19 protein-coding genes are annotated in these 14,185 nt (G+C 54.9%); 3 read left to right on the forward strand and 16 right to left on the reverse strand.

The window, feature by feature from the left end:
• Window position 1: 1 nt before the first annotated feature.
• From PUZ33_RS13145 to PUZ33_RS13155, 3 genes are read left to right on the forward strand one after another with little or no spacing between them, the layout of a single operon-like run.
• Window positions 2–157, forward strand: coding sequence for a GpE family phage tail protein (locus PUZ33_RS13145; protein ID WP_032424037.1), 156 nt, complete (start codon window positions 2–4; stop codon window positions 155–157).
• Window positions 144–3,131 (forward strand): phage tail tape measure protein, encoded by a 2,988-nt coding sequence (locus tag PUZ33_RS13150; protein ID WP_274205323.1) that lies wholly within the window; start codon window positions 144–146, stop codon window positions 3,129–3,131. Before PUZ33_RS13145 ends, PUZ33_RS13150 begins: the two co-directional genes overlap by 14 nt.
• A 14-nt stretch (window positions 3,132–3,145) precedes the next feature.
• A complete protein-coding gene (locus PUZ33_RS13155) occupies window positions 3,146–3,634 on the forward strand; it encodes a phage tail protein (RefSeq protein ID WP_218307563.1) in 489 nt (162 codons plus the stop codon).
• Between the two features lie 154 nt (window positions 3,635–3,788).
• Here PUZ33_RS13155 and PUZ33_RS13160 read toward each other — a convergent pair whose 3' ends face one another.
• The 16 genes from PUZ33_RS13160 to PUZ33_RS13235 form a co-directional block, all read right to left on the reverse strand.
• Window positions 3,789–4,208 (reverse strand): tail fiber assembly protein, encoded by a 420-nt coding sequence (locus tag PUZ33_RS13160; RefSeq protein WP_218307564.1) that lies wholly within the window; start codon window positions 4,206–4,208, stop codon window positions 3,789–3,791.
• 9 nt (window positions 4,209–4,217) lie between these two features.
• The gene (locus tag PUZ33_RS25235) at window positions 4,218–6,470 is read right to left on the reverse strand and encodes a phage tail-collar fiber domain-containing protein (protein ID WP_274205324.1); all 2,253 of its coding nucleotides are present in this window, start codon (window positions 6,468–6,470) and stop codon (window positions 4,218–4,220) included.
• Window positions 6,471–6,481: 11 nt separating this feature from the next.
• Window positions 6,482–7,009, reverse strand: a complete 528-nt coding sequence (locus PUZ33_RS13170) for a phage tail protein I (RefSeq protein WP_274205325.1) — start codon at window positions 7,007–7,009, stop codon at window positions 6,482–6,484.
• Window positions 7,002–7,898, reverse strand: a complete 897-nt coding sequence (locus tag PUZ33_RS13175) for a baseplate assembly protein (protein WP_274205326.1) — start codon at window positions 7,896–7,898, stop codon at window positions 7,002–7,004. The genes PUZ33_RS13170 and PUZ33_RS13175 overlap by 8 nt, the downstream gene beginning before the upstream one ends.
• Window positions 7,885–8,253, reverse strand: a complete 369-nt coding sequence (locus tag PUZ33_RS13180; RefSeq protein ID WP_094948286.1) for a GPW/gp25 family protein — start codon at window positions 8,251–8,253, stop codon at window positions 7,885–7,887. Before PUZ33_RS13180 ends, PUZ33_RS13175 begins: the two co-directional genes overlap by 14 nt.
• On the reverse strand, window positions 8,250–8,831 hold the full coding sequence (locus tag PUZ33_RS13185; RefSeq protein WP_274205327.1) for a phage baseplate assembly protein V: 582 nt from the start codon (window positions 8,829–8,831) through the stop codon (window positions 8,250–8,252). The genes PUZ33_RS13180 and PUZ33_RS13185 overlap by 4 nt, the downstream gene beginning before the upstream one ends.
• Window positions 8,828–9,466: a phage virion morphogenesis protein gene (locus tag PUZ33_RS13190; protein WP_274205328.1), complete on the reverse strand. Its 639-nt coding sequence runs from the start codon at window positions 9,464–9,466 to the stop codon at window positions 8,828–8,830. The genes PUZ33_RS13185 and PUZ33_RS13190 overlap by 4 nt, the downstream gene beginning before the upstream one ends.
• Window positions 9,459–9,929: a phage tail protein gene (locus PUZ33_RS13195; RefSeq protein ID WP_046888922.1), complete on the reverse strand. Its 471-nt coding sequence runs from the start codon at window positions 9,927–9,929 to the stop codon at window positions 9,459–9,461. Before PUZ33_RS13195 ends, PUZ33_RS13190 begins: the two co-directional genes overlap by 8 nt.
• 101 nt (window positions 9,930–10,030) lie before the next feature.
• Window positions 10,031–10,243, reverse strand: coding sequence for an Rz1-like lysis system protein LysC (gene lysC, locus PUZ33_RS13200; RefSeq protein ID WP_072189927.1), 213 nt, complete (start codon window positions 10,241–10,243; stop codon window positions 10,031–10,033).
• Window positions 10,140–10,577: a DUF2570 domain-containing protein gene (locus tag PUZ33_RS13205; RefSeq protein WP_274205329.1), complete on the reverse strand. Its 438-nt coding sequence runs from the start codon at window positions 10,575–10,577 to the stop codon at window positions 10,140–10,142. The genes lysC and PUZ33_RS13205 overlap by 104 nt, the downstream gene beginning before the upstream one ends.
• Complete coding sequence (locus tag PUZ33_RS13210) at window positions 10,574–11,119, reverse strand: lysozyme (RefSeq protein WP_274205330.1); 546 nt, start codon at window positions 11,117–11,119, stop codon at window positions 10,574–10,576. The genes PUZ33_RS13205 and PUZ33_RS13210 overlap by 4 nt, the downstream gene beginning before the upstream one ends.
• Window positions 11,103–11,405, reverse strand: coding sequence for a phage tail protein (locus PUZ33_RS13215; RefSeq protein WP_097471238.1), 303 nt, complete (start codon window positions 11,403–11,405; stop codon window positions 11,103–11,105). The genes PUZ33_RS13210 and PUZ33_RS13215 overlap by 17 nt, the downstream gene beginning before the upstream one ends.
• Window positions 11,396–11,596 (reverse strand): tail protein X, encoded by a 201-nt coding sequence (locus PUZ33_RS13220; RefSeq protein ID WP_045292873.1) that lies wholly within the window; start codon window positions 11,594–11,596, stop codon window positions 11,396–11,398. The genes PUZ33_RS13215 and PUZ33_RS13220 overlap by 10 nt, the downstream gene beginning before the upstream one ends.
• Complete coding sequence (locus tag PUZ33_RS13225) at window positions 11,596–12,120, reverse strand: head completion/stabilization protein (protein WP_094948283.1); 525 nt, start codon at window positions 12,118–12,120, stop codon at window positions 11,596–11,598. Before PUZ33_RS13225 ends, PUZ33_RS13220 begins: the two co-directional genes overlap by 1 nt.
• Before the next feature lie 98 nt (window positions 12,121–12,218).
• Window positions 12,219–13,076, reverse strand: a complete 858-nt coding sequence (gpM, locus tag PUZ33_RS13230) for a phage terminase small subunit (protein ID WP_274205331.1) — start codon at window positions 13,074–13,076, stop codon at window positions 12,219–12,221.
• A 45-nt stretch (window positions 13,077–13,121) separates the two neighbouring features.
• Window positions 13,122–14,171, reverse strand: coding sequence for a phage major capsid protein, P2 family (locus PUZ33_RS13235; protein WP_274205332.1), 1,050 nt, complete (start codon window positions 14,169–14,171; stop codon window positions 13,122–13,124).
• Between the last annotated feature and the right edge of the window lie 14 nt (window positions 14,172–14,185).

Consider the following 14,185-nt stretch of genomic DNA (forward strand, 5'->3'; position numbering starts at 1 on the left):
CCTGCGGTTCGACCTGATCGACGATCTGGTTGCTGATATCGCGGTTGTTTTCAACTGGCCGCCCTCTGAAGTCTTCACTATGGAACTGGGCGAAGTCATAGCCTGGCGTGAGCGGGCGGCTGTCCGAAGTGGAGCCAGTGACAGTGAAAAGCCTTAATATCCGCGTCGCGTTCAGCGCGATCGATAAACTTACCCGCCCGGTCAATGCCGCCCGCCAGAGTGCGGGCGGTTTGTCAGAATCCCTCAAAAAAACGCAATCCAGCATTAAAGATCTGGACAGCCAGTCCCGCACGTTCAACCGTCTGCGCGACAGCGTGCAAAAGACCTCCCGCAAAATTGACGACGCCAGCCGGACGCTTGAAGGGCTGAATCAGGCACAGCGTGAAGGCACACAGCTTACAGACAAGCAAAAAGCACATATGGCAGCGCTGGCCGCAAAGCTTGAGCGCCTTAATTCTGCACGCACGCAGGAAATGGTTAAGCTGCGCGCCGCCTCACAGGCGCTGCGCAGCCACGGCGTTTCGCTGGTCGGCAGCGATCGCACCATTCAGAGCGCGATACGCCGAACCGAACAGTACAACCAGACTCTTGAGCGGGAACGGCGACAACTTGCCGCTGTCACGCAGGCACGGGCGCGTTATGACCATATGCAGCAAACAGCGGGTAAACTTCGCGGTGGTGGCACGATGGCTGTTGCAGGAGCAGCTGCTGCCGGTTACGCAGCGGGACGCTTCTTATCCCCGGCTGTTGGGCTTGATCGGGAAATGTCCCGCGTGCAGGCGCTAACCCGCATAGATAAAAGCTCCGTTGACTTTTCCGCACTCCGCGATCAGGCCAAAAAGCTGGGCGCTGAAACACAGTTCACCACAACTGACGCCGCCAGCGGACAGGCATTTCTTGCGATGGCCGGTTTCACTCCGAAGGCTATTCAGGCTGCATTGCCTGGCGTACTCAATATGGCGCTGGCCGGTGGCATGGATTTAGGCGAAAGCGCCGATATCAGCTCAAACATCCTGTCTCAGTTCCGCCTGGATCCCAAAGAAATGGATCGCGTCAGTGATGTATTAACCGGCGCATTTACCCGAACCAACACCGATCTGCAAAATATCGGTGAGGCGATGAAGTACGCCGGGACAGGCCTTTCCAGTCTTGGCGTCAGCGTAGAGCAGACAACAGCCATGATCGGCGTAATGGCAAACGTGGGTCTGCGCGGGAGTATCGCCGGTACGGGTTTACAGGCCGCGTTTTCACGCCTTGCCGCGCCAACCGGCAGGGCAAAAACTGCGCTTAAAGAACTGGGCGTAGACGTTGCTGACGCAACGGGGAAAATGCGCCCTGCTGAAGAGGTTCTTACTGAACTCTATAAAAAAATCAGCAAATACGGCGACACCGATAAGCTCTCTTTCTTCAAAGATATTGCTGGTGAAGAGGCGTCAAAGTCATTGCAGGCTCTGGTTATGTCGGCAGGGAGCGGAGAACTCCAGAAGTTACTGGAAGCACTGAAAAATGCCAAAGGAGAGGCACAGAAAGCCGCCAAAATAATGGCGGATAACCTTGATGGCGATCTCAAAAATCTGGACAGCGCATGGGAAGGCTTCCGTATCCAGATTAACGATCTCGTTGATAACCAGCTTCGCGCCCTGACCCAGGGGCTGAGTAATGTTGTGGGGAATATGACGCAGTGGGCGAAGGAGAATCCAAAGCTTGCACAATCCCTGCTGATTGTCGGCGGCAGCGTTCTGGTACTGACCGCCGCGATTGTCGGCACATCGCTGGCGATCGGCCTGCTGATGGGTCCACTGGCTAAACTCCAGTTAGGTTTTACCCTGCTGACAGGGGGCAGAGGCATAGCCGGAACGATTGCCGCTCTGAGAACGCTAGGCACGGCTTCCGGCCCGGCGATAGCAAGCGTGCGCGGATGGGTGCCAGTTCTTGGCTCGTTAGCAGGGAAAATGCGGGGCGTTTCGGCCATCATACCCGCTATGGGTAGCGCACTTATGGGCGTATTTCTTGCACCAGGTACCGCGCTGGGAGTGCTGACTAAAAACCTCGGAATGCTCGCTCTTCGCCTGACAGGCTTACCGGCCATATGGAGCATGATCACTGCTGCGGTGTCTATGCTGGGTACAGCGCTGTCACTGCTGTTTAGTCCGATTGGCCTGATAGTAGCGGCGTTTATTGCTACCGGGCTACTGATTTGGCGGTACTGGGAACCGATAAAAGCTTTTTTCACCGGTTTTTTTAATGGGGTTATGCAGCAGCTGGCTCCTTTCCGCGACGCCTTTTTCACTTTAACGCTGGTCTTCTCTGCAATTGGTGATGCTGTTAGCAAGGTTTGGGACTGGTTTTCAAAACTCTTAACACCTGTAGAAAGTAGCCGCGAATCCCTTGATAAATGCGCATCAGCAGGGGAAACCTTCGGTAAAGTTCTGGGGGGGGCACTTCAGTTGCTGCTGTTACCGCTGACAACCCTCATGGAAGGCATTGGCTGGGTTCTGGAAAAACTCGAACTTATCCCTTCTGGTCTGGAAGCTGCACGCCTGAAAGCTGAAAGCCTTAAAAAAGATCCTGTTATGTGGGAGTGGGATCCGCAACAGAAAAAAATGGTGCAAAAGGGCTGGAACTGGTCACCTGCCTCAACAGGTAAAAACAATACCGGGAACACCCCTCCACCGGGAGTACCGCAACCCACATCACCGCTGACCGGCGATAACGGCACTATGCGCAGGTTGCAGAGTATCGACAGCAACACCAAAACGACAGCCGACAACACGAAGAAGATCGGCCCCGGCGATATCGTGTTTAAAAACCTGCCGCGTGCGCTGGCCGTTCGTGGGGAATGGAAAGAGTCGCAGCTGGCCAGCACGGTCAGGAACAACGGGTTAAGCGCACGTCCCGCAGTGGTAGCGGCATCGCTTCCCGTTAAACAGGCTGAACTTCTGCCAGTCAGCCGAAGCGCCAGCAATATCCCGGTTGCCAGTGGCGGCTTTACGGGCGAAATCCACGTACATCTGCACGGCGTTGACCGGCAGGACGCGCGCGAAATTGGCAGGATTGTCGCCGATCAAGTAAGTGCCGAACTGGCTCGCCGTGAACGGCTCAACCGTGGCAGCTTCAAAGACAGAGATTAAGGGGAAGCAACATTATGATGATGATATACGGGATGTTCGTTTTTGAACTGAAGACACTGCCTTATCAGCAGTTGCGCCATTCGCTGAACTGGCGACATGTGAAAAACGATCGTATTAACCGATCGGCGAAATGGCAATACATCGGCGCAGGAGAGACGCAAATCAATCTGGACGGGGTGCTTTACCCTGAAATTACGGGCGGCGACGTGTCTCTTACCGTCCTGGCTACTCAGGCATACACCGGGCGTCCCTGGCCTTTAATTAGCGGAGCGGGGCAGATTTACGGCATGTACGTGCTGACCGGGCTACAGGCCACGCATACGGAGTTTGACCGTTACGGAAAGGCGAAAAAAATAGAGTTCTCGATCAGTTTTCAGCGCTGTGATGAAGATTTACGCGAACGCTTACAGGCCTCATCCGTTGGCGATCTGCTTTCAGGGCTAAAGGATAAAGCCACGTCCGCCTACAACTCTGCCAGTAGTACGCTATCGGACCTGTTCTGACGACATCCCCATAAAACTAAAGCGGGCATTTGCCCGCTTCATCTTCAGGAACACACCGCCATAACTGACAGTGCTGCAGCACCGTCAAAAATGACCGTAATCGATACATATGGCCAGCACGGTCAAGACTGGCAGTGCATGCCGGAATGACCATTTATGTCGGTTTTTCAGGCCATTCAATTTCTGGTGCCGCAGAAGTATCAATACGGCTGAGTTTTACACTATAAATTTCCCATGCTTTAAGCCGCTGCTTTTCTTCATCTGAGGCTATGTCGTACTTGACGGCCCTCTGTAGAGGTAAAATCATTTCTTCAGCTTCGCTCACAAGAAGGTTTTTTTCAGCTTCCGCAATCGCAATGTGGTCAATAACCGGATCCGAAAGTAGTGGCTTACCGTCGCTGCCAGAGGTAATCACTTTTCCCCTGCCTTGCCCCTCCAGAAGTGAATTATAAAGTTCTTCGCTGATTTCTACGGCGTCTCCCGGCCAGCCATCAGGGCTGTTCTCATAAAGTTCTTTCATTGACTCAGGATAAAAGCCGTTCTCTTTTGCACTCCAGAAATATCTGTCTTTCATATTTTTATCCTATTTACCAAATGCCACCCAGAACGCCTTTTTTTCAGGATTGCCGTTCGCACCATAATTAAAACCAGTTTTACTGTGGCTTAACGATCTGATGTTGCTTGATGAGTCGGAAAGGTTACCTGTGCCTGCATCGCTGAGCGTAAGCAGGACGCCCATGCAGAAATTAGGGAACGCCTTAGGAAAATTGACAGCTGTGTTGTAGCCCGTTCGGTTTACGGTTCCCATCTGAATTATCAGGCCGGTCGTTCCATCCTGCAGCCACCCTCCAGCAGTGGAAAGTGAGGCGGTGTTTTTGGCATTGTACCCAGCATCACTTTGCGCTTTGGTGTAGTAACGACCATCGCTTTCAGCTTTGGTATATGCCTGTCCTGCCGGGGTGTAACTGCCTTTGGGCTGGTAGGTGTTTCTCAGATATACATCAAGCCACTGATTGCCCCATTTCTCACCATAGATATTTCCGTCAGTAGCAAGGCGTGCCTTACCTCCTCCCGCCTGTACCTCACCGCTGGAATAAATAATACTTCCATTGATTCGACCATTTACTACTAACTGCACACCATTCGAGGGATGGCGCTCAATGTAGGCTTTCCAGCCAGCATCATCTGCAAATTCTATCCTGTTGCCGCGACTCGCATCACCGCCCCAATAAATTCGACCGTTTCGGGGGTTGGCACCAGTTTTCTCTGACATGATACTGCTACCGTTTTTAAAGGTAAGAGTGCTGCTCACTGATGCGCCTGCATTCATGTTGAAGAGCATATAACTCGTTATACCACCGTTCAGGAATCGCATTACCTGCTTGCTGTTGGCATAAACATCCAGAACACCATCTCCGTTCTGTTTGAAGCCGGTGTCATTATCCCCCAGGGCAATAGAGTTCTCTCCAAGGCCGCTGACTACTCCCAGCCCAAGACCGCCGTTTACGACTGCACCATTACCCAGCGTCACTCTGCCGTTGGTGAGGTCGATATAAAGCGGGCGTAGTCCACTTATACCGCCATTTTCGCCCTGGTCTTTTGCGGTCGGGATAAGATAAAAATTATTTTCTGAGCGACGAAAAATCATACCGTATGCCGTATCGTAGATACGCAGCGCATCAGCAGAGCGGATCTTAAGCGGCCCGGTCATTGTATCGCCGCCTTTGTTTACGGCATTAATATCAGCCGGGGAAGGTTTATTAGCTGCATCATACTGCTTCGTCCAGGCTGACCACGTCCCGCTGTAAAGCGTGCGAATGTACGAGCGGGAACTGTTATAAATCCGGTAAATCTGCGTGATACCGGCATGCTTATAGACTTCCAGCGAACCGGCTATTGCCTCTGGATAGTTTTTGCCCGTTTGAGCCTGCGCGTTCGCTGGCTGGTAATACAAACCAGGGGCGGTGAAATCGTTTAAATCAGCGTTGCTACCAATACCCGTTGAGAGTTTGAAAATATCGTCAGGGATGATATTAAAATCATTTTTAAGCTCATGACCGTTCACCTTTCGCGTCTGTGGGACACGTCCGTTGGCATTATCGTTAGCCGCTTTGACGGCTTTCGACGTCGCAGCAACGCTTTCAGACATGCTGTCGGTCGCGCTACTTAGCTGGACGATACCTTTTTGCGCCGTGGTGGCGTCCTGAGCCGTGTATTTCCCTTTGGCAAAGTCATACACCGCCTTAACTGCTTTCGGCGTAGCTGCGACAGCCTCAGACGCGCTGTCGGTCGCACTGCTTAACTGAGTGAAACCCTTCGTATTAAGGGTGGCGTCAGGATGGCGGCGGGACCGTTCATGCTCCGCGAGTTTGTCGTCAACGTAATCCTGCGTTGCCATCACCGTAGAGGTATCAATGGTCAGTTCGACAGAGTCAATGTCGCTTACCATGATAACCATCCGCACGGTCTGCGCACGGCCTGAACCCTCCGCCAGTGCTGGCTTGTAGCTTTCGGCCATATTGCCGACCGCGATCAGCGTGCCGGCGTCATCATAAAGCCCCATTTCACGCATCCAGAAACCGCCAGTCTCAGGCGGGATAACCAGCTCCGCCACGACATAATTCTTATTCTTTTTGTCCTGGCTGATTTTGTTCAGCGCGTGACGCCAGACCTCTTTGACAAGTTTTGTCTGGTTCGGATCAGGGGTCGGCAGCGTACCGCCACCGTCGCCCACGGCCATCGCCGTAAAGTTCACCTTTTTTCCGTTCGGAACGGTTGCTGCCGCGAGTTTTTCCGCACCGGCTTTGGTGATAACTGTTTTAAATTTCACTGCCATTCTGTTCTCACTTATCCGGGGTAAACCGTGATGATGTCGCCGTCATAGGTCAGGGCACCGGTGTAGAGGTAGCCGGGAATGTCCTGAATAATATTAAGCCCGATCAGATGGCGGCTGGCGGGCTTGGCATCGGCAATGAGCCGCTCCATTTCGTAGTACATTTCCTCGGTGATACCAGACTCTAATACACCGATATCAAGGCGAAATGTGCCTGGAGGATCGTTGGTTTCCCACCATTCTGTAACATTAATGATGTATCCGAGTGGCTCCACGACTCGGCGTAATGCGCCGATGGTGCCTTTGTGTCGGTGTATCAGCCAGGCGTCACGGATAGCTTGCCGCTTGGTTTGCTCCGGCCAGTCCTTGTCCCACCTGTCGACTGAAAGCGCCCATGCCAGATAAGGCAGAAGACTCACCGGGCAGGTATCAGCGTTCCACAAGGTGCGAAGCATTACCGGAATATCAGTAATCTTCTCCGTCACCTTCTCCGCGTTTCGCATGAAATCACTTGCTGATGTGGGCAGCAGGCTGTTACTCATCGGTTCCCCCTTTGCTGATAGCGAAGGACGTGCAGCGCGCCGACTGCGTATCATCAATCACAATATCGCTGGCAGGCTCCTGCAACTCCACCCGCTGCACACCCTGAACATGCAAGGCCGCCATGATGGCCGAACGGGCGACATCGCGACCAATTTTGCCCTGCTGATTCAGCCAGGACTGAAGGGCATTTTGCGCAGCGGTAAGGATCGGCTCAGATTCAGGACCGGGATAAAAATAAAGCTGCGCCCTGATTTGATAATCAATAATTGCAGCACTTTGCACAGTGAGCCTGTCGCCGACTGGTCGTATGTTTTCGTCATTGAGGGCATTTTTGACGTCATTCAGTAACTTTGCCGATGCCGTACCGTCACCTTCAGTGGAAAGCACAGAAACGATCACGACAGCGGGCGACGGGCTGGTTGCTCTCGCGTCCGCCACTTTTCCGCTGACGCTCTTTGCAAAATATTCATATGCCCCGGTGGGACCGGCCACGCTCAGGCCTTCAAATGCAGACTGAGCACGCAGGCGCAGCGCGGTATCACTTTCCGTTTCCGCGTCAGCCGTTGTCGTTTCCGGGGTGATGATCAGACGTTCGGTATTCAGGTTGGCCGCGAGGTTATCAAGATCGGACGATACGGCATGGCTCAGCATACATGCCGCTGCGCCCTCATTGATGCGCTGGCGAAGCGTCATTTCACGGTAGGCAACCACCTGGGCGATCACGTTCAGCGGTTCAGATTCCAGCTCCAGCGCGGCGGCAACTGACGGCTGCTGTTCCTGCGGGAATGCTGCAAGCATGACGGCTTTGACCTCGCTGAGAATGACTTCAAAGTCCAGCACTTCGATAATTTGCGGCTGCGGTAGCTGCGATAAATCAACTGTTGCCATTACTGCCACTCCTGAGCGTCAACGAACTGCCTGCCGTCTGCATAGTTTCGGTGATAATGCCGACCAGTTCAGCGGTGACAGCGCCATCCTTTGAATAACTGATACTGATGCCGTTCAGGGCAATACGCGGTTCCCACATCGTCAGGGCGATCACCGCCGCACTCATACATTGCAGGCGCGTCACTTCGTTTTGCGGTTCATCCAGAAGATCGGGGAGCATACTGCCGTAATCCCGGCGCATCACCCGGCTTGCCAGCGGCGTGGTCAGTATGTCGCGTACTGAATTCCACAGCTGATCGGTATCGGTAAGCTGGCCCGTGCCGTCCGGGTTCATGCCGGTGTAGCGGACTGTCATTTCGGCCCCCCGGTGTTGCTGCTGCCACCCTGCACACCACCATGCACGTGCGAATGAACCGTCACCCCATTAGACGAAAGCGATCCGCCTGAATGAGTGATTGTGCCCTTCATCGTGCCGCCCTCCGTCAGTTCGAACGTCCGCGCTTTCAGGTGTTCAGTGCATTCCACCACCGGCGTTTCAAGCGTGACGCTGGCAGAGGCTTTGATATGTGCTGTTTTCATGCCCTGAGCTTCCAGCGCGCTGGCCTCCGCGTCATAGCGGAAAGACGCGCCGTCTGGTGCTGTCAGTACAATCTCTTGCAGGCTGCTGCCCGGTGCAGGGTGGTCACTACTGTAAAGACTGCCGATAATGACCGCTGTTTCAGGATTGCCACCGATACAGCCCAGCCAGACCTGCTCACCCACGGAAGGCGGCATCCAGATACTGAATGCCCCGGCGCGCGTGGCGTTCCAGCGCAGCCAGTCGGTCTTAAGTTCGCCGCTTTGCACGCGCACGCGCCAGCTCTCTTCATCAACGGCAATAACGACGCCAACGCGGAGGATATTTTCCAGCAGGCGGATAAGTTCAGCACTCATCGCGCGGCACTCCCCAGGCTGTTAAGCACCTGTTCCGTAATCATCTGCTCATCGCCAGCGGTAAAGCCCAGCAGCTCACGCACCGGATATTTAGCAAAAGCACCCGGCCCGACCTGATCGCGCTGGCCGTACTGGTGCACACGCGCAATGCGTGCCGCCACGCCGTCATAACCCACGGATGTGCCCCCTGCATCAGCGCGCATTTTGAGAAAGCGATAACTGCGCAGCCGCTGAAACATCGGCACCTTCTTCGCAGTGCTGCGGCGCACTGAGCGCGTATTGATCTCGATGTAACGCTCAATATCGCTGCGGTAAAAGGTGCGAATATCGTTGCGCTCTTCGTCAAAGCCGGTAATGGTGCGCCCGTATTTCCCCCGGCCACCGTGCCAGTTTTTCAGGCGACGGATCTCACCCTGCCAGACAAACACAATGCCCTGCTGAGAGCGCAGCACCCTGCGGCGTCGGGCAGGATACGGCGAACCTTCGGGGTTTTGCTGTGCTTTGATGCGCTGTTGCTGGCTCTTTCGCAGTGCCTGGCCAACCGCGCGGGCGGTGCGAACACGTCCGGCCTGAGAGGTGCCCGCGAGTATGTCGCTGAATACCTGATCCAGCTCACGGAAGAGATCGTTACTCATGCACGTCAGCCTCCCACGTTACATCTTCAAAGATGGTGCTCCAGTCGCCGTCCGCTGACGGTATGCGCGGTTTAGGTTCCGGTAAATGCTCCGCCCTGGGGATGCCTTTTGCGTCCAGAGTGACCTTTACGCGCTCGTGCAGCGGCATTTCAAAAAGAATGTCGGCGGTATCGTCGTTGTTGATAAGGGTCGTAAATTTAACGTTCCGGTTCTTCTCCGGGTTCAGCAGCAGATCGGGCTGGTTGTGCCAGAGCCATGCCATTAAAGGCAACGTGAAATCATCAATATCACCGGCAAAATTCATCACAAACAGCACCAGGGTATAGCGGTACATAAACGACGGTGTTTCGCCGGTCGTCTCGATATTCCCTTCTTCCACAAATACGGTGAAGGCCTCAGGATTGGCCCTGCACCATTTGTTAGCGCGCGTCAGGGTCTCTCGCAGTGAGTCAGCTTTCAGCATGGTGATACCTTCTTAACGCCCGAAACGTTCAATCGCGCCCGCAATGATCAGCAGATAAATAAGCGTCCAGTAAGGGTGAGCGCTCAGGTAGTCGAATAAAGTCATGGTGTTGCCCTCGCGTGGTCAGTCAGTCTTTTCAGGCGGCGCAGATCGAGATCGGCTATCGCCGCCTTATCGGCGTTGCAGGTATCCAGCGCATCGCGCAGGCGGTCACTCCAGATGGCTATCGCGCCCCACGTTACCGGGGCGGTCAGTTCCGGCGCTGGCGTTGCTGCCGTCAGGCTTTCCGGCACCGGTTCGTGCACGATTTTCATTTGCGGCTGCGGCGGTACGGTGTTGCAGGCTGTTACTGACAGAAGCAGGCACAACAGTACTGGCACACGTATCGTCTTTGATGGCATCGCGCATGTATTCACGTCGCTTTTCTCCCTCGGCGTTTCTTTGCTGTTCGGCTGCCCGAAACTGTGCAAGGACTTCGCGGGCGTCAGTAGTCAGTGCCCGCAGCTCATCCAGCACCTCACCATTACTTTTTACCTCGCGTGAAAGTGCTTCAGTGCGAACGGAGTCTTTACCGCGTTGATGCGTCTGCCAGAGCAGGCCACCAGAGGCCAGCGCCAGTAGCGCACATAAGATGGCTGTAATCTTCACTTAACAGCCTCCACGTCACGCAGGCACCACGCCTTAAAATCCGTTCTCCGGTTAACCAGCCCCTGGCTGCGTTTACCGCCGCTGTTCACAAAGTCCGTCAGCCGGTTACACATCGCCTGCCATTCATGCGCCTGCGCCTTCTTCCAGATGGTCGTGCGCTGCTTTCGCTTCTGGCCGTCCGTGAACCACATCAGGCCAGTACATCCCACATTAAGAGCGGCATCCGTCATAGCCTCAAAGGCGTACTGTGGCATATGCCCGCCTTCAAAATTCTGATTAATGCAGTTTTCAGCGTGCCGCATATCGTTAATCCAGCGACCGGCGATCTCGCTGTCGCTGTACTCCCGCTTTTCAACACGTCCCGTCGAACCAATCCCAACCGTCAGCACGCCAGACGTGCAGTAGTAGGGCGTATTTCGGCAGTCTTCCCAGCCAGCAATCTTCTGCTGGCCTTCAGGCGTTGTGCGCAACGCGCCAGGACTGAGCGTGATACCCAGCGCCACAATGGCCGCAATGGAGCATTTTTTAATAAGCTGTTTCATCTTCCGGCTCATTCTGTTGCAGAAGGTCGAGCGCCCGGCGCTCTGACTCACTCATCTGCCTGTGTTCTGCCTGCTCAAGGATCTGGTTAATCAGTTCGTTGCGACGCTTCTGCCCACGTTCGATGCGGGCGCGATAGAGCCATCCACGGGCACCAAAAACCATCCCGACGAGAAGACCGGCCAGCGCAATCTTTTCGCTCAGTGTCATAACGCCAATACTCGTGACCATTGCTGACATGGTGAATGTCAGCCAGTCATTCAGGCGGTGAAAGAAACTTAATCCCATAGCTGCACCATCTCCTGTGTCGCTTTACGCGCGATTTCCGGCAGTTCAATCTCCTGACCGGCATCAAGAAAAACCTGCTGGCTCAGTCCGGGATTGGCAGATAACACTTTTTCGGTCACGCCCTGCGTGGTGCCGTAGTGACGCCAGCAAAGCAAATCCACCGTATCCCCCTGCAATGCCTTCACTTTCATCAGCAAAGCTCCGCATAGAGGCGCGGGGTGTCGCGAATGTCAGCGATACTCCAGCGGGCATCCCGCCAGAGATCATCCCGTTGCAGGTCAAGCGCGGCGGCGTCTTTATCGCCTTTCGCCGTGGTATCAACGTCGCGATAGCCTTCAAGTACCAGCGCCCTGGCAATCGAATAGACTGCGCGGCGGAAGCGGTACACCTTCACGTTTTCGCCGTTGATAACCAGCTTTTCCATCTCACCTGATGGCAGGGCTGAAGGCACATCTTCCAGCGTCTGAAAACCTGCTTTGACCTGACCGGCACGCCAGTCAAGCAACTGCGCAGTGACATGGGCTACCGCTTCCGTGGTGACGTGCATCAGCCTGGACGTGGTGATGCCGCCAGTGATGCGCGCGGCCAGACGAAGATCGGCCAGTTTAATCACCGGCCAGAAGCCCCCGGCACTGACGGTGGTATCACCATCATCAACATCGGGCGTATCGCTGTCGGCAGGCAACACGCGCTTATTTGCCACAAGGCTGCTCATGCATTCATCTCCCATAAATCAGGCGGTGGGCGGGTGGTTAAAAGACCGTAAACGGGCAGATATCCACCCGCGCCGCCTGTCGGACGGGGCCGAAGTCGTTAATTCTTTTTCTGGCTGGCAGGCTTGCGCTTTGTCGCTTTGCCTGTTGCCGCCCTGGTCATGGTTTTACGCGTCGTCGCTTTACCTGCTGCGCTGGCGGTGGTGCTCTTTTCAGGGACAGGCTCAGCAGTAACATCAGTTTTGTCGGTGCTGGCCGCGTCGCTTTCACCTGTGCCGCTATCCGCAGACAGCTTCTTAACTTCACGGGCAAGCGTGGCGATCTCTTTTTTCACCCCGGCGTTGGGGTTGCGCGTCAGCGCCTCACGGAACAGCGCCAGCGCTTCCGCTTTGGCCGTGATCTCAGTCGCGCCACGGCGGGCAAGTGCACGGGCCTTGCACAACTTGGCGCGCACCACATCCGGCATATCACTGTCGGCGACAATTCCCGCCACTTCGTCAAGCACTGCGATACCGGACGACAAATCAGCGTCAGCATCAGCAGCCGCGAGCGTCAACAGTGGCTTGCTCATTTCTTCAGTCAGGAAGGTCGCTGCCGTGCGGTTGAAGTTATCCGGCAGCGTCAGCCCGTGGCGTACCACGTAGCGCCCCATCCTCAACGCAAGCGCATAGTCACGACAGTCAATCGCCCAGACCATCAGTCTGGTAATGACTTCATCCTGCCGCCCGCTGTCGCCGTCGAGCGTGCCTTCAATCCATCCCTCGTATTCAGGCAGCATGGATTTCTTCATTTCGGCTTTGGTTTCTTCGGACTGCACGCCGCTGAGGCGGGACAAGTCCATACGCAGGCGATGCAGAATTTGCTCATGCGCGGTGCGCTGGATATCGGATTCTTCATCCGCCTGGCCCCGGCGTTCTGCCATGACCTTCTGAAAATGTCGTTGTGCCGGTGTTAACATCGTCACTTCTCCGCGTCATGGCGGGGCAATGCCCCGCCGCTTCTGTCACTCGCCTGCCGGTTCGGCCTGGGCGAACTGAATGCCGTCAATGAACGCAACATTGCCGTAATCTTCAATGACGAAGTCATCGTTTGACGACTGATACGTTGCGACACGGTTGTATTCCGGCTCTTCTTTGATCGTCCGGCGCAGACCGCCACGCTGGTAGTACACCGACAGGTTTTTGAACGGCGTGATCAGCACGCCATTTACCGGGAAGTAAGGCGCGATAAAGGTCGGCATATTGCCTACGCGCTCCTGCGCGACAATAAGCTGACCGGCCAGCATTTCGGTATTCGGGTTGGTTTGGCTTAATGCGTTGATGGCCGAGTAATTGCTGCTCGTCAGCAGGTCGCCCGCCAGAATCACCACGTTATCCGGGTTACGTTTGTGCCATTCATCCATCAGGCTGTTTTTGGCGTCGTACACCGCAGCGCCAATGTTGCCGTAGGTGCCTTTTGCGACAATCTTGTTATCTTCATCGCGCGAGGTGATCGTCACATTGGAAATGACGCGGTGCGGCGCTTCCTGGCGGATTTTTTCCAGCCAGCCAATGCCACAGTCCTGCAACAGCGGGTTAGCGGCACGGTCAGACGGGTCGCTGTACTTAACGCCGTTAAAGCCAATCATGATGCGGTCAAGCGACATCTGGCGGGCCATTGCCTTACTGATCAGCGGCTGGAACTCCGGCATGTGCGCCCACGCATCAAGCTGTTCATAGCTGATACCGTAGTCATAGTTGACCTTGCGACACATGTAGTCGAACGGCTCCATTGAATGATTTGAGCCAGGGTTACGACGACTGGTAACACTGTTGTTTACGCCAGCCATCGGGCCTTTGCTGCCGATCAGGACTTTCTGACCGATCTGCTGATTGACGCCAAACACGTTAATTTTGCTCAGGAAAGAATCATCCTGCTGTGCGGCCTGCTCAAGGCGCTGCTGACGCGTCGGATCTACGGCGAATTTTGCAGCAACGGCGGCGGTTGATACGCCATTGAGCTGTGCCTGCCGGGCGATGTACTGATCAAATAGCTGGCGGGTATTGTTATCCATGTTCTCTGCTCTCT

It is taken from the genome of Enterobacter cloacae complex sp. 2022EL-00981 (assembly GCF_028737495.1).
Taxonomy (GTDB): Bacteria; Pseudomonadota; Gammaproteobacteria; order Enterobacterales; family Enterobacteriaceae; genus Enterobacter; species Enterobacter cloacae.